Below are 23,114 nucleotides of genomic sequence, written 5' to 3'. Positions count from 1 at the left end.
CGTCACGTCCACAGCTCGGGGGACTCATGACCGGCCGAACCAGCAGCAAGCGACGCGTCGGCTCCGCCGCCGCCGTCGTCACCCTCGCCCTCGGCGGCGCCCTGGCGGCCGCCGCACCGGCCGGCCCGGCCCGGGCGGCGACCTCCGCCCCCTTCCAGATCGGGAACCTCGCCACCTACAAGTGCCTGGAGGCGGCCGACTGGCGCACCGACGACGGCGCCCCGGTCCGCCAGTGGACCTGCACCGGCGGCGACAACCAGAAGTGGGCCTGGACCGACGCGAACCAGCTCGTCAACGTCCACAGCGGCAAGTGCCTGGAGATCCCGGGGTACAGCGGCGAACCCGGCACCGCGGTCGGCCAGTGGACCTGCAACGGCGGCGCGAACCAGGTCTGGAGCGACGCGAGCCGGCTGCACAGCGGGCTCCGCCACCTCGTCAACGCCCACAGCGGCCGCTACCTCGACGTGGCCGGTGGCAGCACCGCCGACGGCGCGCCGGTGATCCAGTGGGGCCTCAACGGGGCGGACAACCAGGTCTGGTACTACTCGCCGTTCCCGCCCGGACCGCACCACTGACCATGCCGAAGCCCGCCCGACCACCCGACACCAGGGGGATCCGATGACCGCGCTCCGCACCGCTCAGCTCCGCACCCCGCTCCAGCGCCTCGGCGCGGCCACCGCGGCGCTCGCCGCGGCCGGCGTGCTCACCGCCGCCGTCCCGACCACGGCGCAGGCCTCCGTCCCGGTCGTCGTGACCAGCCCGACCGAGGTCCGCAACGCCATCACCAACAAGTGCCTGGAGGTCACCGACTGGCGCACCGACGACGGCGCCCCGATCCGCCAGTGGACCTGCACCGGCGGCGACAACCAGAAGTGGGCCTGGACCGACGCGAACCAGCTCGTCAACGTCCACAGCGGCAAGTGCCTGGAGATCCCCGGCTTCAGCACCGCCTGGGGCGTCCAGGCCGACCAGTGGGACTGCAACGGCGGGCTCAACCAGATCTGGTCGGAGACCGTCGTCCACCACAGCGGCATCCGCTCGCTGACCAACCGCAGCAGCGGCCTCGTGCTGGACCTCCCCGGGACCAACCCCGCCGACGGCACCCCGATCATCCAGTGGGAGCGCAACTACGGCTTCAACCAGGCCTGGATCTACTCCCCCGCCCAGCACGGCACGCACAGCTGACCGGCGGCCGCGTCAGAAGCCCCCGCCTCCGGGCCGCCCGGTGACCGGGGGCGTCACCGAAGGGGGTCACCGGGGTGAACCCACCGCCCGGAGCGCCGGGCCGTCCGGTTAGGCTCGGGCGGTGCCCGCACCCGCACCCGCACCCGCATCGCCCGCGCCCCCGCCGACGCCCGACCCGACGCCGCCCCGGCCCGCGTCGCGGCTGCGCGCGCCCTGGCCGCGGTTCGCCCTGCTGGTGGTGATCCTCGCCGCGGCGGCCGGCTCGCTGCTGCTCTGGAGCCCGTCGACGCTGCTCTCCGACGGGCTCCCGGCCGGGGTGCCGGGGTACTGGCTGGCACCCGCGTTCACCGCGGTCTACGCGGTCGGCACGCTGGCCTTCGTGCCCCGCCCGGCGCTCAACGCGGCGGCGGGGCTGCTGCTCGGCATCCAGCAGGGCATCCTGCTGGCCGTGCTCGGCACCACCCTGGGCGCGGCGGCGGCCTTCGCCCTGGGCCGGCTGCTCGGCCGCGACGCCCTCCGCCCCTATCTGCGCGGACGCCTGCTGACCGCGCTGGACCGGCGGTTCACCGAGCAGGGGTTCCGCAGCGTGCTGCTGCTGCGCCTGCTGCCCGGGCTGCCGTTCCAGGCCGGCAACTACGGCGCCGCGTTCTCCGGCGTGCGGTTCCTGCCGTTCCTGACCGCCACCGCGATCGGCGTGGTACCGACCACGGCGGTGTACGTCACGGCCGCGGCCAGCGCCGGGGAGCCGGGTTCGGCCGCCTTCCTGCTGTCGGCCGGCGCGATCGCCGTCCTGGCCGTCGGCAGCCTGGTGTCGGTGTGGCGGGCCGCCGCCCGCCGCCGCGTCCCGCAGGCCTGAGCCGGACAGCCCGGCCGGCGGCCCGGACCGCCCGGCGCGCCCGGCGACTATTCGGTCGCCCCGGCCCCACCGGGTGCGCCAGGATGGCGCCATGACCAACGACCCGATCCCCGCCGTCGACCGGCCCGAGCCCCCGTTCGCGGCGGACGAGACGGCGATGCTCACCGCGTGGCTGGAGTTCCACCGCGCCACCCTCGCCCGCAAGTGCGAGGGGCTGGGCGCCGACCAACTGCGGCTGCGCGCCGTCCCGCCGTCCTCGCTCTCGCTGCTCGGCCTGGTCCGGCACATGGCGGAGGTCGAGCGCTACTGGTTCCGGATCATCCTGCTCGGCGAGGAGCCCGGCAGCGCGGGCCTCTACTGGACCGAGCAGCACCCGGACGGCGACTTCGACTTCGTCGACTCCGCCGACGCCGCGGAGGACTTCGCCACCTGGCAGGGGCAGATCACGGCCGCCCGGGCCGCCTGCGAGGGCCTGCCGCCGGAGACGGTCGGCAAGCGACCGCGCCAGGGACGGGAGGTGACGCTCCGCTGGATCCTGGTCCACATGATCGAGGAGTACGCCCGGCACAACGGTCACGCGGATCTGCTGCGCGAATTGGTCGACGGCGTCACCGGCGAGTGAAATCGTTCCCACATCGTTGACAGAAGGTCAATTCGGCGGTGACCACGACCGATATGGTCTACGCGCGCAACCGTCCGCCGTTCCGCTGCGTCGCAACTGTTGCCCGGGTTCGCCCGGGTTTCCGGCGCGGCACGACTCGTACGGGGGTCGCGAGCGGGCACGGGACCGGTGATCAGTGCGATACTCGGACAGTTCCGACGAGTGGATGACGTGTCAAAAGGACACGCGCACCGGGGGACCTGTACGGAACGAGGCAGGGAGGCGCGGCATGGGAGCACTTCGCGACGAGCACCACAACGGGTGGCTGATGCCCTCCGGGAACTACCCGGCCGCGGTGTACGACGACGAGTGGATCGAGCAGGAGACGGTACCGTCCTCCCCGGCTCCCACGAAGATCGTCTCCCTGCGGCCGACGGGCTTCGAGGCCGCGCGAACGGTCGGCGAGCACATCCGGGCGAGCATCCCGGTGGTCATGGACCTCACCGAGATGGACGAGGCCGAGGCCAAGCGCATGGTCGACTTCGCCTCCGGGCTGATCTTCGGCACCTGCGGCGGGATCGAGCGGATCGCCCGCCGGGTGTTCCTGCTCACGCCGGCGGACGTCGAGGTGATGGTCATCGACCGACCGCTGGACGAGACCGGGTTCTACAACCAGAGCTGACCGGCAGCGATCGCCGGCACCAGACCCGCGACCGGGGACGGCCACCGCCGTCCCCGGTTTTGCATGCCCGGACGCCCACCGGGCCCGGCCCCACTGGCTCCGTGCCCCACCAGCCCCACCGGCCCCACGGACCCCGCCACGACACCGGGGCCTCGACTGAGGCATATAAGAAAAGATTGAGACACAGAAGTCTCATTTGGCGTAGACTCGCCCCATGGCCACCGACCGCGACTCCGTCCTCGAAGCCGCCGTGGGCGTGCTCTCCCGCCGCCCGACCGCCCATCTGGACGAGATCGCCCGGGCCGCGGGCATCAGCCGCGCCACGCTGCACCGGCTCTTCCCCGGCCGCGAGGCGCTGATCCGCGAGGTCGGCCTGCTCGGCCTGCGCACCTTCGGCGCCGCCCTGGACGCGGCCGCCGTCGAGGACGGCGACGCGCACGCCGCGCTGCGCCGCCTGGTCGACCGGATCGTGCCGGACGCCGCGCTCTGCGCCTTCCTGGCCGGCGAGAACCAGCTGTACGACGACGAGGACATCAACGAGCTCTGGGACGCCCAGATCAGCCGGCTGCAGGCGCTCTTCCTGCGCGGCCAGCAGCAGGGCGTGTTCCGCGTCGAGCTCTCCGCCGGCTGGCTCAGCGAGGCCTTCTTCGACCTGGTGGCCGGCGTCGGCTGGGCCGTCCAGGACGGCCGGCTCGCCCCCCGGGACGGCGCCTTCTCGCTCGCCGAGCTCTTCCTCGGCGGCGCGCTGCGACCGCCGCGGCCGCACTGAGCCCTCCACCCCACCCACAGCACCTCGGACCACAGGCCCGCACCAGCGGCCGGAAACCGATACCCATGAGCAGCACCGTCCTCACCCGCCCCCGCCAGCGCTGGATCGGCCTAGCCGTCCTCGTCCTGGCCGTGACCCTGGTCGCCGTCGACGCGACCGTCCTGTCCCTCGCGATACCGTCGATCAGCGAGACGCTGCGCCCCAGCGGCACGCAGCTGCTCTGGATCGGCGACGCCTACTCCTTCGTGCTGGCCGGCCTGCTGGTCAGCATGGGTTCGCTGAGCGACCGGATCGGCCGCAAGAAGCTGCTGCTGGCCGGCTCCACCGCGTTCGGCGCCGCCTCGCTGCTGGCCGCCTACGCGCCCAGCGCCGGCTGGCTGATCCTGGCCCGCGCGCTGCTCGGCGTGGCCGGGGCGACCATCATGCCGTCCACCCTGTCGCTGATCCGCAGCCTCTTCCCGGACGACCGCGAGCGGGCCACCGCGATCGGCATCTGGGGCGCGGCCGCCACCGCCGGCGCCGCGCTCGGACCGGTGGTCGGCGGGGTGCTGCTGGAGCACTTCTGGTGGGGCTCGGTGTTCCTGCTGAACATCCCCGTCCTGGTGCTGCTGCTGGTCTTCGGGGCCTGGCTGCTGCCGGAGTCCAAGGACCCGAAGCCGGGCCGCTGGGACGTGCTGTCCGTGGTGCTCTCGCTGACCGGAGTGATCGCCGCGGTCTACGCGATCAAGGAGGCCGCCGCCCACGGCGTGGCGCGCTGGGACGTCCCGGTCGCGGCCGTGCTGGGCGCCGCCGCACTGACCGTCTTCGTCCGCCGCCAGCTGCGCCTGACCACCCCGCTGCTGGACGTCCGGCTCTTCTCGGACCGGCGCTTCACCGCGGCGGTGCTGGCCTCGCTCACCGCGCTGGTCGGGCTCTCCGGCGTGGTCTTCGTGACCTCGCAGTACCTGCAGCTGGTGCGCGGCTACGAGCCGCTCAAGGCCGGTCTGGCCGAGCTGCCGGCCTTCGCCGGAGCCGTGGTCGGCGGTCTGCTGACCGCTCGGCTGGCGCGGCGGGCGGGAGCCCGGGCCACCCTGACGCTGGGCCTGCTGGCCATGGGCACCGGCATCGGCCTGCTCGGCTGGGTGCAGCAGGACTCCACCTACCTGGTGCTCGCCGCGGCCTTCCTGATCGTCGGCACCGCCGAGGGCGTGGTCTACACGCTCGGCGCCGACCTGGTGCTGGGCGCCGCGCCGGCCGACAAGTCCGGCGCCGCCTCGGCGGTCTCCGAGACGGCCTACGAGCTGGGGACGGCGCTCGGCATCGCCCTGGTGGGCTCGGTGGTCGGCTCGCTCTACGCGAGCGGGCTGACCGTGCCGGCCGCGGCGGGCCAGGCCGCCGCCACCCAGGCCGGCGAGTCGCTCGGCGGCGCGGTCGAGGTGGCGCACGGTCTGCCGCAGACGCTGGCCGGTCCGCTGCTGGACAGCGCCCGCGACTCCTTCGTGCACGGCATGAACATCGCCGCGATCCTGGCCGGCGGGCTGCTGCTGGCCGCCTCGGCGCTCGCCTGGCGCCTGCTGCGGGGCCTGCCGAAGGCCGCCGACCAGGAGCGGGCCGAGGCGGCGGCGCGGCAGCCCGACCGCGAGAAGGCGGCGCACTGACCCCGGGCCTGACCCCGGGCCGCGCGCGGGACCTCGCACCCCTCCCCGGGGTGCGAGGTCCCGCGCGTCGGTGCGCTCAACCGGTGCCGAACGGCAGCTCCAGCTCCGCCCAGACCACCTTGCCGTCCCTGGTCAGGCGGCTGCCCCAGCGCTGGGCCAGCTCGTTGACCAGGAACATCCCGCGGCCGCCCTCGTCCTGCTCGGCGAACGGGCGCAGCTGCGGCGTCTGGCCGCCGGAGTCGGCGACCTCCAGGGTGAGCACCCGGTCGCGGAAGAGCCGGAGCCGGCGCGGGGTGTCGGAGTAGAGCAGGGCGTTCGTGACCAGCTCGCTGACCAGCAGCTCCGCGTAGTCGGAGAGCGCGGACAGGCCCCAGCCGTCCAGGGTCGCGCGGGTGAAGCGGCGGGCCGTGCCGGGCAGCCGGCCGCCGCCGGTGAGCGAGAGGGTGGCGATCCGGTCCGAGGGCAGCGGCAGCACCCGGGCCATGATCATCGCGATGTCGTCGTCGGTGCCGTCGGTGACCAGCGCGCCGAGGACGGCGTCGCAGTTCTCCTCCAGGGTGCGGCCGGGGCCGGAGAGCGTGCGGGCGAGCAGGTCGATGCCGTCGTCGAGGTCCTGGCCGCGCCGCTCGACCAGGCCGTCGGTGTAGAGGGCCAGCAGGCCGCCCTCGGGGAGGGTGAAGCCGATCGACTCGAAGGCCACGCCGCCGACCCCGAGCGGGGCGCCGGGCGGCACGTCGATCCGGCGGGCGGTGCCGTCCGGCGCGACCGAGACCGGGGGCAGATGGCCCGCCGAGGCCACCTGCACGGTCCGCTCCAGCGGGTCGTAGACGGCGCAGATGCAGGTGGCGAACTGGCCCTCGCCGATCCCCGAGGCGGTCTCGTCCAGCCGGGTCAGCACCTGCTCGGGCGGCATGTCCAGGGTGGCCAGGGTCCGGGCGACGGTACGCAGCTGGCCCATCGTGGCGGCGGCCCGGATGCCGTGGCCCATCACGTCGCCGACCACCAGCGCGACCCGGCCGCAGGAGAGCGGGACGACGTCGAACCAGTCGCCGCCGACCTCGCTGGTCATGCTGCTGGGCAGGTACCGGTAGGCGATCTCCAGGCCGAGCGTGCGGTGGATCTCCTGCGGGAGCAGGCTGCGCTGGAGGGTCAGCGCGGTCTCGCGCTCGCGCCGGTAGAGCCGGGCGTTGTCGATCGCGATCGCGGTGCGGGCGACCAGTTCCTCGGCGAGCGCGACATCGGCGTCGGTGAACGGCTCGGGGTTGCGCATCCGGATGAACTCGGAGCCGCCGAGCACCATGCCCCGGGCGGTCAGCGGCACCATCAGGTACGAGTGGATGCCGGCGCCGATGCCCGGTGCGACCCGCTCCTCGGTGGCGACCAGGCCGCGCAGCACGTCCTCGTCCACCTGGGCGCGCAGCAGCGGGCGGCCGCTGCGCAGGCACTGGGTGTAGCTGCGGTCGGGGGCGTACTCGGAGACGTCGCCGACGGTGTCGACGGCGTGGACCAGGCCGGACTCGTAGGACTCGCCGACGGCCACGGCGCGCAGCTGGACGGAGCGGTCCTCGGGGATCGCGGCGGGCTCGGCGCCGCGCAGCACCGGCTCCAGCAGGTCGACGGTGGCGAAGTCGGCGAACCGGGGGACGACGGCCTCGATCAGCTCCTCCGCGGTGCGCTGGAGGTCGAGCGTGGTGCCGATCCGGGCGGTGGCCTCGGCGATGGTGGTGAGGCGTTCCTGCGCGCGGGCGGCGCGGGCCTCGGCCTGGAACCGCTCGGTGACGTCGATGATGGACGAACAGACGCCGAAGACCCGGCCGGTGGAGTCCTCCAGCCGGAAGTAGGAGGCGGACCAGGCCCGGTCGCGGCGCGGGTCGCCGGGGACGCGGCCGTGCGAGCGGGCGTCGACCACGGGACGGCCGGTGGTGAGCACCTGTCTCATGGTCTGTTCGATCTCGGCGCTGTTGATGCCGGGCAGGACGCCGCTGATCCGGCGTCCGAGGTGGTCCTCGACGGGGACGCCGTTCATCCGGGCCAGCGCCAGGTTGAGCCGGACGTAGCGCAGGTCGGTGTCGTAGACGGCCATGCCTATCGGGGACTGGCCGAAGATCCCGTCGAGGACGGCGAGGTCGGCCTCGACCCGGTGCAGGGCCTGGGTGTCCGAGGCGGTGGCGAGCAGCAGCAGGGTGCCGCCGGGGCCGGCTATCGGGTAGGTGCGGAACTCCAGCTCGACCACGTGGCCGTCGCGGTGGCGGACCGGGAAGACGCCGGACCAGCCCTTGCCGCTCATGATGCGCTCGAACAGGGCGAGCACCTCGGGACGGTCGGTGCGGCCGGTGAGCAGCTGGGCGGCGTAGCTGCCGACGGCCTCCTCCGAGGAGAAGCCGAGCAGCGCCTCGGCGTCCTCGCTCCAGTGGAGGATGAGGCCGTCCTCCTGGAGCAGCGCGGTGGCGAGCGGGACGAGGCGATGGCCGTCCAGGCGTACGGAGGCTCCGCCCGGTGCGGGGCCGGCGGCGTCGGTCTCGTCCCATTCGTGTCCGTGCATGATCAGCCAGCACCCCGCGTTCGGCTCGTGTCCGGCCGGGCGGGGCCTCGTGGTCCGTGCCGGCCGGGGTTCTTCTCCAGACTGCACGGACATCGGCCGCCCGGCGACCCCTTGGTCAGAGGTTCCTCGGACGGACCTGTCGTACGGGCGTCATGGGCGTACCGGCCGCAGCGTACCCTCCAGAAGGCCCGCCCACTGCCGGATCACTCCGGATCGTCTGGCGCTGTCGTCGGAGAGCAGGTCGGCCAGTCCGAGACCGCGTGCCATGTCGAGGGTCGCCTGCACCGTCTCGCGCACTCCGGGGCGGCTTTCGTCGGCGTCCAGGAACTCGACGGCGGCCCGGTGGGCCTCGCGGCCGACCCTGCCCTCAAGTGCGACGATCCGCGCACGCAGCGGTTCGTCGGTGGCGGCGGCGACCCACAGGTGCAGGGCCGCGCGGAACAGCGGACCGGTGTAGAGGCGCACGATCATGTCGACCACGGCCACGGTGCGGTCCGGTCCGGCGGCCGGCAGCTCGTCCGCGTGGGCGCGGACGGCTGCCAGCCGCTCGGCGGTGACGTGCTCGACGGCCGCGGTGAAGAGGTCCTCGCGGGTCGGGAAGTGGTGCTGGGCGGCGCCGCGGGAGACTCCGGCCCGTTCGGCGACCACGGAGACGGTGGCGCCGTTCCAGCCGACCTCGGCCAGACAGTCGACGGCCGCCGCCAGCAGCCGCTGCCGGGTGGCGCGGCTGCGGTCCTGCTGGGGGGTACGGGCGGCGGGGTGGGCGGTCATCGGCGGCGACTGGTCCTGTCCGTGGGGGGGTCCGGGCGGGGTCGATCCTCGCAGATCCGCCGCCCGCCTCAGCGGGCGGCCTCGCGGGCCCGCAGCTCCCGGCGCAGGATCTTGCCGGCGGCCGACTTGGGGACGGCGTCCAGGAACTCCACCGCCCGCACCTTCTTGTAGGGGGCGACCTCGGCCGCCACGAAGGAGGTGACGTCCTGCTCGGTGAGCGCGCTGCCGGGGGCGCGGACCACGAAGGCCTTGGGGTACTCGGTGCCGTCCGCGTCCACGACGCCGATCACCGCGGCGTCGGCGATCTGCGGGTGGCTGAGCAGCAGGGCCTCCAGCTCGGCGGGGGCGACCTGGTACCCCTTGTACTTGATCAGTTCCTTGACCCGGTCGACGACGTACAGGTAGCCGCGCCCGTCGACGTGGCCGACGTCGCCGGTGTGCAGCCAGCCGTCGGCGTCGATGGTGGCGGCGGTGTCGGAGGGCCGGCCGAAGTACCCCTTCATCACCTGCGGGCCGCGGAGCAGCAGCTCGCCCGGCTCGCCGGGGCCGAGGTCGGCTCCGCTGCCGTCCAGGGCGACCACCCGCAGTTCGGTCGAGGGCACCATCCGGCCGACCGAGCCCGGCGGGGGGTCGGTCTCGGTCGGGGAGACGACGTGCGAGACCGGGGACAGCTCGGTCATGCCGTAGCCCTGGAGGATGTGCGGCAGGCCGAGCCGCCGGGCGCAGGCGGCGGCCAGGTCCGGGTCCAGCGGGGCGGCCGCGCAGAGCAGGTACTCCACCGAGGAGAGGTCGAAGCGGTCGACCACCGGGTGCCTGGCCAGGGCGAGCGCGATCGGCGGTGCCACGATCAGGGCCTGGACGCGCTGCTCCTCGATGGTGCGGCAGAACTGCTCCAGCTCGAAGCGCGGCAGGACGACGACGGTGGCGCCGCACCGCAGCGGCTGGTTGAGCAGGGCGGCCAGGCCGTAGATGTGGAAGAAGGGGAGGACGGCGAGGATCCGCTCCCCCTCCCGCGGCCGGTACAGGGCGTCCGTCTGGGCGAGGTTGGTGGCGATCGAGCGGTGGGTGAGCATCACGCCCTTGGGCAGGCCGGTGGTGCCGCTGGAATAGGGGAGGACGGCGAGGTCGCTGCCGGGGTCGATCGCCGGCTCGGGGTCGGGGCCGCCGGAGGCGAGCAGGTCGGCCAGCGAGCGGTGGCCCTCGGCGCCGTCCAGCACGATGATCTCGGCGAGCGCCCGGCCCTCGGCGGCGAGCTTCCCGGCGGCCTGCCGGGCGGTGTCCAGGAACGGCGAGACGGTGATCAGCCAGCGCGCGCCACTGTCGGCCAGCTGGCCGGCCAGCTCGCCCGGGGTGGCGAGGGAGGACACCGTGGTGACGGTGGCCCCGGCCCGGGTGGCGCCGTAGAAGGCCATCGGGTACGCGATCGTGTTGGGACTGAACAGTGCCACCACGTCGCCCCGGCGCACGCCGGCCTCGGCCAGCCCGGCGGCCGCCCGGCGGACGGCCGTGGCGAGCCGCGCGTGGCTGACCGACTCCCCCGTGATCCCGTCGATCAGGGCCGGCCGGTCGCCGTAGCGGGCGGCGGAGCCGAGCACCGCCTCGTGGATCGGCAGATCGACGATGCCGACGTCCGGGAACTCGCTGTGGAACACCAAGGCGTGCCTCCAAAGGGGTAGTTGACGCCCGGTCGAGGGGATCGGCGAGTGGTCCGGCCCGCCGGTCGGCCGAGCGTGCGCACAGGAGCATACGGACAGTGGCGGAGCGTTGCTCCATTGTGACGAAGGGCGGTGGGATCCCGTGCCGGCCGGTCGCCGTGCCCGGCGCACCCGGTCCGCTCCGCTCGCCCGCTCCCGACCAGGGCACACGTCGCCCGGCGGCCCGCCGGGCCGGGGTGCCGGGCGGCGGGCGGCGGCGGGCCGCCGCCTCGCACGGACGGTGGCCCGCGCCGCCGGCGTCGCGCTGGAGTTCGGCGCCGGAGCGCTCCAGCCGGGCGCCCGTCCGGGCCCCGGGTCAGTACGACTTGGGCAGCCCGAGGGTGTGCTGGGCCACGAAGTTGAGCACCATCTCCCGGCTGACCGGGGCGACCCGGCCGACCCGGGTGGCGGCGAGCAGCGCGCCGAGCCCGTACTCCTGGGTCAGGCCGTTGCCGCCCAGCGTCTGGACGGCCTGGTCGACGGTGCGGGCGGCGGCCTCGCCGGCCGCGTACTTGGCCATGTTGGCGGCCTCGCCCGCCGCGAGGTCGTCGCCGCCGTCGTAGAGCAGCGCGGCCTTCTGCGTCATCAGCCGGGCGAGTTCGATCTCCACCGCGCACTGGGCGAGCGGGTGGGCCAGGCCCTGGTGGGCGCCGATCGGGGTCGACCAGACCGTCCGGGCCTTGGCGTACTCGACGGCCCGGCCGAGGGCCTGGCGGGCCAGGCCGAGCGAGAAGGCGGCGGTCATGATCCGCTCGGGGTTGAGGCCGGCGAAGAGTTGCAGCAGCCCGGCGCTCTCGTCGCCGACCAGGGCGTCGGCGGGCAGCCGGACGTCGTCCAGGAAGACCTGGAACTGCTTCTCGGGGGAGACGAGTTCCATCGGTATCGGGCGGTACTCGAACCCGGCAGTCTCGCGCGGGACGACGAAGAGCGCGGGCCGGAGCTTGCCGGTCCGGGCGTCCTCGGTGCGGGCGACGAACAGCACGGCGTCGCTGTGGTCGATGCCGGAGACGAACACCTTGCGGCCGGTGAGCAGCCAGTCCGCACCGTCGCGGCGGGCGACCGTGGAGATCCGGTGGGAGTTGGAGCCGGCGTCCGGCTCGGTGATGCCGAAGGCCATCCGCCGGGTGCCGTCGGCGAGGCCGGGCAGCCACTGCCGCTTCTGCTGCTCGGTGCCGTAGCGGGCGATCACCGTGCCGCAGATCGCCGGGGAGACGATCAGCATCAGCAACGGGCAGCCGGCGGTGCCGAGTTCCTCCAGGACGATGGAGAGGTCGGCGATGCCGCCGCCTCCGCCGCCGTACTCGGCGGGCAGGTTGACCCCGAGGTAGCCGGCCTTGCCGGCCTCGGCCCAGAGCTCGTCGGCGGGCAGGCCGGCCCGGGCCTTGCCCAGGTAGTACGCGGAGCCGTAGCGGCTGCCGAGGTCGGCCACGGCGCGGCGCAGGGCCTGGCGTTCGGGGCTCTCGATCAGCGGGCTGCCGGGGGTGGTGGTGCGCGGTGCGGACATGCGGTCGTCCTTCCGGGCGGATCGGGGCTGGCACGGGAATCGGGTGGGAGTCGGTGCTCTCCCAGGGGGTCGGGGGTGCCTTCTCGGGGAGTCGGGCTCGGGAGGCTCCCTCAGGGCGCCGGCTGCACGACGGCGAGCAGGGCGCCGAGTTCGACCTGCTGGCCGGGGACGGCCCGGAGTTCGGTGAGCACGCCGTCGGCGGGGGCGGTGACCCGGTGCTCCATCTTCATCGCCTCCAGCCAGAGCAGCGGCTGGCCCGCGGTGACGGTGTCGCCGACCGCGACGGCGGTGCGCGCCACGGTGCCGGGCATCGGGGCGAGCAGGGCCCCCGGATCGACGTGGGCCGCCGGGTCGGGGAAGCGCTCCAGCGCGGTCAGCACGGTGGCGCCGGCCGGGCTGTCCAGGTGGACCCGGTCGCCGTGGCGCGCGATGTCGTAGCCGCTGCGGACGCCGTCGGTCTCCAGGACCACCCGGGTGGGCGTCGCCGAGACGAGCGTGGTGCCCGGGTGGTCCTCGGCGACCAGCCCGGCCCGGCCGAACCGGTAGCGGACCTCGTGCACCGTGGCGTCGGCGGCGGCGTACCGCTTGCTCTGCGGCTGCGAGGGCAGGTTGCGCCAGCCGGAGGGCAGCGCCGAGCCGACGCGGCGTTCGGCGGCGTCGGCCAGCGCGGCGGCGAGGGCCGCCGCCGCGTCCCCGCCGGAGGCCGGGGCGAGACCGGCGGCGTGCTCGGCCAGGAAGGCGGTGTGCACCCGGCCGGCCAGGAAGGCGGGGTGGCGCAGCGCCGCGACGAGCAGGTCCCGGTTGGTGGCCGGCCCGTGGATCCGGGCCCGGGTGAGCGCGTCGGCGAGCCGGCGGGCGGCGGCGGCCCTGGTCGGCGCCCAGGCGACGACCTTGGCGAGCATCGGGTCGTAGTGCGCGCCGATCACACTGCCGGCCGCCACCCCGGAGTCCAGGCGCAGCCCGGTGTCACCGTCGGCAGTAGCGAACTCGACGGTGATGCCGGGGAGTTCGAGACGGTGCACGGTGCCGGTCTGCGGCTGCCAGTCGCGCGCCGGGTCCTCGGCGTAGAGGCGGGCCTCGATGGCGTGGCCGCGCGGGGCGGGCGGCGCCGGGGCGGGCAGCGGTTCGCCCTCGGCGACGCGCAGTTGGAGCGCGACCAGGTCGAGCCCGGTGACGCACTCGGTGACGGGGTGCTCGACCTGGAGGCGGGTGTTCATCTCCAGGAAGTGGAACCGGCCGTCGGGGGCGAGCAGGAACTCCGCCGTGCCGGCGCCGGTGTAGCCGATCGCCCGGGCGGCGGCGACGGCGGCGGCGTGCAGCGCGGTGCGCACCTCCTCGCCGAGGCCGGGGGCCGGGGCCTCCTCGATGACCTTCTGGTGGCGGCGCTGCAGCGAGCAGTCGCGTTCGCCGACCGCCCACACCGTGCCGTGCGTGTCGGCGAGCAGCTGGACCTCGACGTGCCGCCCGGTGGGCAGGTAGCGCTCGCAGAACACCTCGTCCGAGCCGAAGCTCCGGGCCGCCTCGGCGCGGGCCTCGGCCAGCCGGGGCGCGAGTTCGTCCAGCCGGTGGACCACCCGCATGCCGCGCCCGCCGCCGCCCGCGGCCGCCTTCACCAGCAGCGGCAGGTCGGCCTCGACGGGGTCGGTGAGGGCCTCCAGCACGGGCACGCCGGCGGCGGCCATCAGGCGCTTCGCAGCGGTCTTGGAGCCCATCGCGGCGATCGCGGCCGGGGGCGGGCCGATCCAGGTCAGGCCCGCGTCGAGCACCGCCTGCGCGAACTCCTCGTTCTCGGAGAGGAATCCGTAGCCGGGGTGGACGGCGTCGGCCCCGGCGGCCAGCGCGGCCTTGACGATCAGGTCGCCGCGCAGATACGTGTCAGCGGGTGCCGCGCCGGGGAGCCGGACGGCGGCGTCGGCCTCCCGGGTGTGCGGGGCGTCGGCGTCCGGGTCGGCGTAGACGGCGGTGGTGGCGATGCCGAGGCTCCGGCAGGTGCGGAACACCCGGCGGGCGATCTCGCCCCGGTTGGCGACCAGCAGGTTGGCGATCACGTCGGTCCCTCTCAGAGTCGGATCACATGCGGAAGACGCCGTAGCCGCGCGCGCCCTCGACGGGCGCGTTGTGGATCGCGGAGAGGCACAGGCCGAGGACGGTCCGGGTGTCGCGGGGATCGATCACGCCGTCGTCGTAGAGCCGGCCGGAGAGGAAGGCGGGTAGCGACTCCGCCTCGATCTGCTGCTCGACCATCGCCCGGATCGCGGCGTCCGCGTCCTCGTCGTAGGGCTGCCCCTTGGCCGCCGCGGACTGCCGGGCCACGATCGACAGCACCCCGGCGAGCTGCTGCGGTCCCATCACGGCCGACTTGGCGCTCGGCCAGGCGAACAGGAACCGGGGCTCGTAGGCCCGCCCGCACATGCCGTAGTGGCCGGCCCCGTAGGAGGCGCCCATCAGCACCGACACGTGCGGCACCGTGGAGTTGGCGACGGCGTTGATCATCATCGCGCCGTGCTTGATGATGCCGCCCTGCTCGTAGTCCTTGCCGACCATGTAGCCGGTGGTGTTGTGCAGGAACACCAGCGGGATGTCGCGCTGGTTGGCCAACTGGATGAACTGGGCGGCCTTCTGCGACTCCGGGCTGAACAGCACGCCCTGGGCGTTGGCGAGGATGCCGACCGGGTAACCGTGCAGCCTGGCCCAGCCGGTGGCGAGACTGGTGCCGTAGAGCGGCTTGAACTCGTCGAAGTCCGATCCGTCGACGATCCGGGCGATCACCTCGCGCGGGTCGAACGGGATCTTGAGGTCGCCCGGGACGATGCCGAGCAGTTCCTCCTCGGCGTACTTCGGCGGCTCGGCGAGCGGGTCGGCGCCGGGGCCGTGCCGGCGGTGGTTCAGCCGGGCGACGATCCGCCGCGCCAGCCGCAGCGCGTCCGGTTCGTCCACCGCGAAGTGGTCGGCCAGGCCGGAGGTGCGGGCGTGCATCTCGGCGCCGCCGAGCGACTCGTCGTCGGACTCCTCGCCGGTCGCCATCCTGACCAGCGGCGGGCCGCCCAGGAAGACCTTGGCCCGCTCCTTCACCATCACGGTGTGGTCGGACATGCCCGGCACGTAGGCGCCGCCGGCCGTGGAGTTGCCGAACACCACGGCCACGGTGGGGATGCCCGCCGCGGAGAGCCGGGTGAGGTCGCGGAAGAGCGCGCCCCCGGGGATGAAGATCTCCTTCTGGCTGGGCAGGTCGGCGCCGCCGGACTCGACCAGGTTGACCACCGGGAGCCGGTTCCGCAGCGCGATCTCGTTGGCGCGCAGGGCCTTGCGCAGCGTCCAGGGGTTGCTGGCCCCGCCGCGTACGGTGGGGTCGTTGGCCGTGATGAGGCACTCGACGCCCTCGATCACGCCGATCCCGGTGACGAGCGCCGCGCCGACCGGGTAGTCGCTGCCCCAGGCGGCGAGCGGGGAGAGCTCCAGGAACGGCGAGTCCTGGTCGATCAGCAGCTCGATCCGCTCGCGCGGCAGCAACTTGCCCCGGCCGCGGTGGCGTTCGACGTACCTGGGGCCGCCGCCGGCCAGTGCCTTGGCGTGTTCGGCGTCCAGTTCGGTGAGCTTGGCGAGCATCGCGGCCCGGTGCTCGGCGTAGTCGGCGCCGGCCGGGTCGAGGCGGGTGGGCAGGACGGTCACAGCAGCGCCTCCGGGATGTCGAGGTGGCGGGAGCGCAGCCACTCCCCCAGCGCCTTGGCCTGCGGATCGAAGCGGTGCTGGGCGGCGACGCCCTCGCCGAGCAGGCCGGTGATGGTGAAGTTGACCGCGCGAAGATGTGGGAGGAGCTGTCGGCTGATCGGCAACCCGGCCGTCTCCGGCAGGAGTTCGCGCAGCAGATCGACGGTGAGGGTGTGCGCGAGCCAGCGCCAGCCGTCCGCGCCGCGGGCCCAGACCCCGAGGTTGGCGTCACCGCCCTTGTCGCCGCTGCGGGCGCCGGCCACCCGGCCGAGCGGTGCCCGCACGGTCGGGCCGGGCGGCAGCGGCTCCGGCAGGGCCGGGCCCGGCTCCGACGGCCGGGTCGACGGCTCCGCCGGGGCGGTGACCGGCGCGGGCGGTACGGCGACCCGCCGCCCGTCCGGCAGGACCGCGGTGTGCTCCACCGCCTTGGCATCGACGTACGCGGCGATGAAGACCCCGTACGGCGATCCCGCCCCGGGCGGCGCGGTGAGATGGAAGCCGGGGTAACCGGCCAGCCCCAACTCCACGGCCGCCTTGCCGAGTTCGCGCCCGACCTTGGCCGGATCGCGGTCCCGGGCGGTGAGCCGCAGCAGCGCCGAGGCGCTCTCCTCGGTGGCGGCGTCGGGGTGGTCGGTGCGGGCGAGCGTCCACCGGAGTTCGGCGGGGCGGGCGTCCGGCGGCAGGGCCTCGGCCAACTGCCGTTGGACCAGGGCGGCCTTGGCCTCGATGTCCAGGCCGGTCAGGACGAACACCACCTCGTTGCGGTGGCCGCCGAGCCGGTTCAGCCCGACCTTGAGGGTCGGCGGCGGCGCCTCGCCCCGCACGCCGTGGATCCGGACCCGGTCCGGCCCCTCCTCGGCGAGCCGCACGGTGTCCAGCCGGGCCGTGACGTCCGGGCCCAGGTAGCGCGCGTCGCCCGTCTCGTACAGGAGTTGGGCGGTGACGGTACCGGTGGTGACGGCGCCGCCGGTGCCCGGATGCTTGGTGATGACGCTGGAGCCGTCCGCCGCCAGCTCGGCGATCGGGAAGCCGGGCCGGGTGACGTCGTGCTCGCGGAAGAACGCGTAGTTGCCGCCGGTCGCCTGCGCCCCGCACTCCAGCACGTGCCCGGCCACCACGGCGCCGGCCAGCTCGTCCAAGTCCCCGGGCCCCCAGCCGAACCGGGCGATCGCCGGGCCGACGACCAGCGCCGCGTCGGTGACCCGGCCGGTGACCACCAGGTCGGCCCCGGCGGTCAGGCACTCGGCGATCCCGAAGGCGCCGAGATAGGCGTTGGCGGCCAGCAGTCCTTCGGGAAGGCCGAGTTCGGCCCGCCGGGGCAGCAGGTCGTCCCCCTCGACATGGGCGACGGCGGGATCAAGCCCCTGACGCCGCGCCAGTTCACGGATCGCGTCCGCGAGTCGGGCCGGGTTGAGGCCACCGGCGTTGACCACGATCCGCACCCCGCGCTCCAGCGCCAGGCCGAGGCACTCCTCCAACTGCCGCAGGAACGTCCTCGCGTAGCCGAGCGAGGGGTCCTTCAGCCGGTCCCGGGCCAGGATGAGCATGGTGAGCTCGGCCAGGTAGTCCCCGGTCAGGACGTCCAGCGGCCCGCCCGTGAGCATCTCGCGCACCGCCGAGAAGCGGTCCCCGTAGAAGCCCGAGGCATTGCCGATCCGCAGTACCGCACGCGACCCCACAGGTGCGCCTCCCCTACCGGTGGCCCCGCACTCGCCACGCTTGCCGTCGGGCAGCAGCGTGGCACCGGCACGGAGAAAAAGCAATCATGCCTGCTTGTTTTTCGCCGACACCGCCGCACGATGGCGTGATGACTGGGGGCGGTCGCGGCCTCGTTCTCCCGGGTGCGTCCCGAGAGCCACGAGATGCCCGCCGGGGCACGCGCTCCCGGTCTGCGGCACGGTCTCGGCAGGGCGTCAGGCGGGGTCCGGGAGCGCGGCCTCCTCGGGCCGGTCCCGCGTCGCGTGGGCCGGTTCGGGAACCGGGCGGCGGGTGCGTTCGGCCCAGGCGGCCACCGGCGGGCCTGCCGCGCCCAGGGCCGCGAAGAACACGCCGAGCAGCAGCCAGCCCGCGTGCCCGAGGCCGAGGACCGCGGTCGTCAGGACCAGCGGAGCCAGCGCCTGCCCGCCGGCGAAGCCGATGCCGAGGAAGCCCTGGTACTGCCCCTGGGCGTGGTCGGGGGCCAGGCCGAAGCCGAGCGCGAAGCCGCCCGAGGACTCCCACACCTCGCCGAGGCTGTGCACCGCGACGGCGAGGAGGGCGAGCGCCGGCGCGACCCAGACCGGAACGTCCGCGGTCAGGGCCATCAAGGGGCAGCTGACCAGGAAGAGCAGCCCCGCCAGCCGGAACGCCCGGCCGCCCTGGCGCGGCGTCTCCACCCGGGAGCCGATCCTGCTCTGGAGCAGCACGCACACCCCGCTGTTGGCCGCGTAGACCGCCGCCACCGTCCAGCGCGGCGCGTCGGTGTGGGCGGAGAGCCAGATCGGCAGCAGCAGGGAGACGGTCTGGTACTGCAGGCCCATCGCACCGTAGAGCGCGACGAAGGACACGTACGGGCGGTCGGCCAGGACGGCCCAGCGGTGGTGCTCCTCGGGCCGGGGCAGCGGCCGGTAGTTCGGGACGCCGACCAGGGCGACGAGGCCGGCGCCGGCGAAGCTGGCGGCGTTGGCGAGGATGAGCGCGGTGTACGCCGCGCGGGTGTCGACCGAGACGGCGAAAGCCGCGCCCAGGGTGCCCAGGACCACGCCGAGGTTGACGAAGGTGCGGAGCCTCGCCCGGAAGGCGGCCGGGCGTTCGCCGCCGGTCCGGGCGATGAGCGCACCGCCCGCGGCGCCGCCCGCGGTTGCCGCCAGCCGGTCCAGGGTGGCGATGAGCGTGAAGGTGGCCCAGTCCTGGATGAACACGAAGGCGGCCATCGTCACGGCCTGCAGCGCGAGGGCCGTCAGCCAGACCGTGCGCGGGCCGTACCGGTCGGCCAGGTTCCCGGCCGGGATCCCGGCCAGCAGCCCGACCAGACCGGCGACCGTGAGGCCGGCGCCGACCTGGGCGGCGGGCAGGTGCACCACCAGCGTGAAGTAGAGCACCGCGGCGGTGTTGAACAGCCCGTTGCCCACCCGGCTGACGAAGCTCGCGAGGATGAGGGCGCGCTGCGGGCGGCTCGACTTCGGCGCGGTGGACGTCCGTGGGCCGACACTCTTCCCGGTGATCATGCGGACCAGGCTAACAGCGCCCTGACAAGCGCCTTTCGGGCCGCTCGGACCGGTCGGACCGGTCGGACCGGTCGGACCCGGGAGCAGGGGGCGCTCCCGGGTCCGTCCCGCGTGCGGTCAGCGGGCTGTCAGCAGCGGATCGGTGGAGATCAACGCCCTTGGAGGGACTTGACGTTGTCGCCGAAGCTCCAGCCCTTCGAGCCGTCCCAGTTGACCGACCACGTCATGAGCCCCTTCAGCGAGCCGCTGAAGGCGTTCCACGACTGGCTGACCAGGCCCGGCGCCATGTAGCCGCCGCCCGCACCGGGCTGGGCCGGCAGACCGGGCACCTGCTTGTCGTAGGGCACCTTGATGGTGGTCCCCTGGATGGTCAGGCCGTTGTTCAGGCAGGTGGTCTGCGCGGTGAAGCCCTGGACGGTGCCCGCCTGGTAGGAGTCGCCGGAGCAGCCGTACATGCTGCCGTTGTAGTACTGCATGTTCAGCCACCAGAGGCGGCCGTTGTCGACGTACTTCTTGATGATCGGCAGGTAGGAGCCCCAGATCGACCCGTAGGTGACGCTTCCGCCGGTCACGTAGGCGGTCTCGGGGGCCATCGTCAGGCCGAAGCCCGCGGGCATCTGCGCCAGCACACCGTCGATGATGCGGATCAGGTTGGACTGGGAGGCGGACAGCGTGGTGATGCTGCCGCTGCCGGACAGGCCGGTCTCGATGTCGATGTCGATGCCGTCGAAGTTGTACTTCTTGAGGATCGGCACGACGGTCGCCACGAACTTGTCGGCGACGGTGCTGGAGCTCAGGTCGATGCCCGCGGCGGCGCCGCCGATCGACATCAGGAGCGTCGCGCCGGCGGCCTTGGCCTGGCACATCTCGGCGGGGGTCGAGACCTTCACGCCGGCGTCCATGCCGTCCTGCCACAGGACGGTGCCGTCCGAGAGGATCACCGGGAACGCGGCGTTGATGACGTTGTAGCCGTGTGCGGCGATCCGGCTGTCCGTGATGGGCACCCAGCCCATGCCCGGGTGGACGCCGTTCGCGGCACCGTCCCAGTTCTCCCAGTAGCCCTGGAGGACCTTGCCCGAGGGCTTCGGCTTCGTCGGGCAGGTGTCACCCGGCGGCGTCGTGGTCGGCGGGGTGGTGGTCGGCGGCGTCGTGGTCGGCGGGGTGGTGGTCGGCGGCGTCGTGGTCGGCGGAGTGGTGGTCGGCGGCGTCGTGGTCGGCGGAGCGGTCGTCGGCGGAGCGGTCGTCGGGGTCGCGGTCGTCGGGGTCGCGGTCGGCGTGGGGCTGCTGCCGCCGGGGCCGGCGAGCGACACGTCGTCCGCGTAGAACGCCGGCTGCCCGTACCACCCGTGCAGGTAGACGGTCACCGAGGTGGTGGTCGCCCCGGTGGTGAAGCCGACGCTGAGCTGGCTGTACGTCGCGCTGTTCGGCGTCCAGGTCGACGGCGCCGTGGTGATGCCGGAGCCGGTGGCGCCCAGGTAGACGTAGCTGCCCTGGACGTAGGCGCTCAGCGTGTACTGGGAGTTGGGCTGCACGCTGACGGTCTGGGTGCACTGGGCGTTGTCCAGGCCGGTCGGCGTGGCCTTGAGCGCGGAGGCGCCGGAGTGGACCGGACTGCCGACGGCCGCGCCGGAGCCGCCGGTGCAGGTCCAGTCGGAGAGTCCGTTCTCGAACCCCGGGTTGGCCACCAGGTTGGTGGTGGCCGCCCCGGCCGTGACGGAGCCGGTCAGGGCAAGGCCGGCCCCGAGGACGGCGGCGACGCTCACCCCGGCGAGGGAACGCATCATGACGGTCTGTCCGTGCCCGGGCCGCCCGGCCCGCGACGCGCGTGCCGCGGTCGCCCGCTGGAGGCCGGGAGCCCCGAGCGGCTCGCTCCCGGTCCGGTCGCCTCCGAGGCGGCCGTGGTCCTGGCTGGGTCGGGGCTCGCCCGACGGACGTGGCGTACGCGACCTTCGACGGAACATGCTGTGCTCCCTTTCCCGCCGAGCGTCATGGACATGACCGACGCGTGGGGGCGTGACGCCCGGCTCTGGGTGAGGTGGGGACATGTGGGGCTGTGCCGAACCGGATCGTAGGAGGGGCGGCAAGGCCCGTCAATAGGTCTGGACCAATTGCCCGGTGACGGCGGAACACCGGCTCTCCGACTTTCGACAGAGCCGCAGCTCATCCCCCGGTCGCACAAGGACCCGCGGCACCGCCCCCGACAATGGGCCGATGGCTCCCCTCTCCCGAAATCCGTTCACGGCCCCCGGCGAACCGGGCCGGGGGCTGTGGCGCGCCCTCGCGGAGACGACCGGCGGCGCGGCGCTGATGCTCCTGACCCAGCTGATCCTGGGCGGCCGCGGCCCGGCCGGCGAGATCCAGCTCCTCCTCGGTACCGTCGTCCTCGTCCTGCTCGCCGTCCGCCGCCGCTTCCCCGTACTGAGCCTGCTGGGCACCTCCGTCGTCGTCGGGCTGCTGCCCCCCGCCGGGCTGCCGGCCGCCGTGACCGCGTACACCTCGGCCAAGCACCTGACCGCCCCCCGGCGCCGGAGCACCGTGCTGCTCGCCTCCGCCGTGCTGGCGGCGCTGGTCTGCGCCGTCCTCGCCCCGGCCATCGGGCTCGGCGGCCACGCGTTCGGGCTCGCGCTCGGCGCCGTACTCGCGGCGACCACCCTGGTGGTGCCGGGGCTCCTCGGCGGCTCGGGCGGGCAGGAGGACCGGCTGCTGCGGGCGCTCCGGGAGCGGGCCGCCGCCGCGGAGGCGGCCCGCCGGCTCGCGGAGAGCGAGTCCCGGATCCACGAGCGCTCCCGGATCGCCGCCGAGATGCACGACCTGGTCGGCCACCGGCTCAGCCTGATCTCGCTGCACGCGGGCGGCCTGGAGATGGCCCTGCGGAAGGAGGCGCCGGACCTGCGGGACGAGGCGGCCCTGGTCCGCCGGGCCACCGGGGACGCGATGCGGGAGCTGCGCGAAGTACTCGGCGTCCTGGGCCCGTTGGGCCGGGACACCGGGACGGACGCGCTGACCGACAGCACCGGGACCAGATCCGACGTCGAGGCGCTGGCCGCGGAGTCCCGCACCGGCGGCATACCCGTCGAGCTCACCTGGGACGGCCCCGACCTGCACGAGCGCGCCGCCCAGGTGCGGCGGGCGGTGCACCGCGTGGTGCGCGAGGCGCTGACCAATGTGCACCGCTACGCCGCCGGGGCCCGCGTCACCGTGGCGGTCACGCACACCGAGGACCGGGTGGAGGTGCTCGTGCGCAACGGCCTTCCGCCGGTGGCCCCCGAGGCGGCGACCGGCCTGGGCACCGGGCGCGGACTGGTCGGGCTGCGGGAACGGGTGGCGCTGCTCGGCGGCGCCCTGGAGGCGGGCCCGACGCCGGCCGGGGGCTTCGCGGTCGCCGCGCGGATCCCGGCCCGCCCCGACCCGGGAGCGAGTCTCACCGCCGCGGGCGCCCCGCCGCGCGAGGCGCCCTCCGAGCCGCACGCCGACCACCCGCCCGCCGGTCTCCGACGCCGCGTCGTGGACGCCCTCAGCGGATTCCTCGGCCTCGCGGGCGTCGGCGTGCTGATGATGTGCGGTCTCCTGCTGGTCTCCCAGGCGGCTCGGGATCCCGCCCCCCGCGATCCCGAGCCGCCCAGGATCGGGATGTCCCGCGCGATGGTGGAGCGGGCCGTCTACGGGGACGACCCGGCGGTGCGCGCGGCGGCGACGGGCCGGGAGCCGGCCCGCGCGGAGTCCGTGACGAGCTGCATCTACCCGACGTTCCGCTACGCAGACCCGACACCGCCGGCCCCGGCTACCGAGGGCACCCCCACGGACGAGGCCGCCCCGCAGGGCGGCGACCGGCTCACCATCACCCGGCTCTGCTTCCGTGGCGATACGTTGGCCACGATCGACCGCTTCACCGTGCCCATGGTGTCGCGCACACCACCGTGGGAGTCCCCGTGACCGAGTTCCCCCCTGCCGTCCACCAC

The 23,114-nt window shown here is 74.4% G+C and carries 16 protein-coding genes and 2 pseudogenes; 8 read left to right on the top strand and 10 right to left on the bottom strand.

The genetic code is table 11. From position 1 onward, the window contains the following. The first annotated feature begins 26 nt into the window (after positions 1–26). The 7 genes from ABZ495_RS18745 to ABZ495_RS18715 all read left to right on the top strand — a co-directional run bounded on the left by ABZ495_RS18745 (position 27) and on the right by ABZ495_RS18715 (position 5,730). A complete protein-coding gene (locus tag ABZ495_RS18745) occupies positions 27–575 on the top strand; it encodes an RICIN domain-containing protein (protein ID WP_359836932.1) in 549 nt (182 codons plus the stop codon). A gap of 43 nt (positions 576–618) precedes the next feature. After that, complete coding sequence (locus ABZ495_RS18740; protein WP_359836929.1) at positions 619–1,185, top strand: RICIN domain-containing protein; 567 nt, start codon at positions 619–621, stop codon at positions 1,183–1,185. A 121-nt stretch (positions 1,186–1,306) separates the two neighbouring features. Further along, positions 1,307–2,041 (top strand): VTT domain-containing protein, encoded by a 735-nt coding sequence (locus ABZ495_RS18735; RefSeq protein ID WP_359836927.1) that lies wholly within the window; start codon positions 1,307–1,309, stop codon positions 2,039–2,041. A 91-nt stretch (positions 2,042–2,132) separates the two neighbouring features. After that, a complete protein-coding gene (locus ABZ495_RS18730; RefSeq protein ID WP_359836925.1) occupies positions 2,133–2,663 on the top strand; it encodes a DinB family protein in 531 nt (176 codons plus the stop codon). Between the two features lie 268 nt (positions 2,664–2,931). Next, a complete protein-coding gene (locus ABZ495_RS18725; RefSeq protein WP_329486140.1) occupies positions 2,932–3,324 on the top strand; it encodes a cell division protein SepF in 393 nt (130 codons plus the stop codon). A gap of 214 nt (positions 3,325–3,538) precedes the next feature. Continuing rightward, positions 3,539–4,093, top strand: a complete 555-nt coding sequence (locus tag ABZ495_RS18720; RefSeq protein ID WP_352292334.1) for a helix-turn-helix domain-containing protein — start codon at positions 3,539–3,541, stop codon at positions 4,091–4,093. A 65-nt stretch (positions 4,094–4,158) separates the two neighbouring features. Further along, a complete protein-coding gene (locus tag ABZ495_RS18715; RefSeq protein ID WP_359836922.1) occupies positions 4,159–5,730 on the top strand; it encodes an MFS transporter in 1,572 nt (523 codons plus the stop codon). Between the two features lie 76 nt (positions 5,731–5,806). Here the strand turns inward: ABZ495_RS18715 and ABZ495_RS18710 are convergent, their stop codons facing one another. The 10 genes and pseudogenes from ABZ495_RS18710 to ABZ495_RS18665 form a co-directional block, all read right to left on the bottom strand. Continuing rightward, entirely contained in the window at positions 5,807–8,272 is a 2,466-nt protein-coding gene (locus ABZ495_RS18710; protein ID WP_359836920.1) for a SpoIIE family protein phosphatase, read from the bottom strand. 150 nt (positions 8,273–8,422) lie between these two features. Beyond that, on the bottom strand, positions 8,423–9,043 hold the full coding sequence (locus tag ABZ495_RS18705; protein WP_329486144.1) for a TetR/AcrR family transcriptional regulator: 621 nt from the start codon (positions 9,041–9,043) through the stop codon (positions 8,423–8,425). 68 nt (positions 9,044–9,111) lie between these two features. After that, complete coding sequence (locus tag ABZ495_RS18700; protein ID WP_329486145.1) at positions 9,112–10,698, bottom strand: 4-coumarate--CoA ligase family protein; 1,587 nt, start codon at positions 10,696–10,698, stop codon at positions 9,112–9,114. 355 nt (positions 10,699–11,053) lie between these two features. Beyond that, on the bottom strand, positions 11,054–12,241 hold the full coding sequence (locus tag ABZ495_RS18695) for an acyl-CoA dehydrogenase family protein (protein ID WP_359836918.1): 1,188 nt from the start codon (positions 12,239–12,241) through the stop codon (positions 11,054–11,056). A gap of 110 nt (positions 12,242–12,351) precedes the next feature. Continuing rightward, positions 12,352–14,289 carry a biotin carboxylase N-terminal domain-containing protein gene (locus tag ABZ495_RS18690; RefSeq protein ID WP_359836916.1) on the bottom strand — a complete coding sequence of 646 codons (1,938 nt, stop codon included), beginning with the start codon at positions 14,287–14,289 and terminating at the stop codon, positions 12,352–12,354. A 22-nt stretch (positions 14,290–14,311) separates the two neighbouring features. Next, positions 14,312–15,910 carry a carboxyl transferase domain-containing protein gene (locus ABZ495_RS18685; protein WP_359836914.1) on the bottom strand — a complete coding sequence of 533 codons (1,599 nt, stop codon included), beginning with the start codon at positions 15,908–15,910 and terminating at the stop codon, positions 14,312–14,314. After that, positions 15,907–17,628, bottom strand: a complete 1,722-nt coding sequence (locus ABZ495_RS18680) for an acyclic terpene utilization AtuA family protein (protein ID WP_359836912.1) — start codon at positions 17,626–17,628, stop codon at positions 15,907–15,909. The genes ABZ495_RS18685 and ABZ495_RS18680 overlap by 4 nt, the downstream gene beginning before the upstream one ends. Positions 17,629–17,862: 234 nt before the next feature. Continuing rightward, positions 17,863–19,155, bottom strand: a complete 1,293-nt coding sequence (locus ABZ495_RS18675; protein ID WP_359836910.1) for an MFS transporter — start codon at positions 19,153–19,155, stop codon at positions 17,863–17,865. Positions 19,156–19,304: 149 nt separating this feature from the next. Next, positions 19,305–20,261: pseudogene (locus tag ABZ495_RS18670) on the bottom strand (chitinase); the annotation flags it as partial. A gap of 246 nt (positions 20,262–20,507) precedes the next feature. Next, positions 20,508–20,936: pseudogene (locus ABZ495_RS18665) on the bottom strand (carbohydrate binding domain-containing protein); the annotation flags it as partial. 430 nt (positions 20,937–21,366) lie between these two features. Here ABZ495_RS18665 and ABZ495_RS18660 point away from each other — a divergent pair. Beyond that, complete coding sequence (locus ABZ495_RS18660) at positions 21,367–23,088, top strand: histidine kinase (protein ID WP_359836908.1); 1,722 nt, start codon at positions 21,367–21,369, stop codon at positions 23,086–23,088. Positions 23,089–23,114: the final 26 nt, after the last annotated feature.

The organism is Kitasatospora sp. NPDC005748 (assembly GCF_040630735.1).
Taxonomy (GTDB): domain Bacteria; phylum Actinomycetota; class Actinomycetes; order Streptomycetales; family Streptomycetaceae; genus Kitasatospora.
Note: the sequence above shows the minus strand (reverse complement) of the source record. Positions and strands in the feature narration are given on the sequence as shown.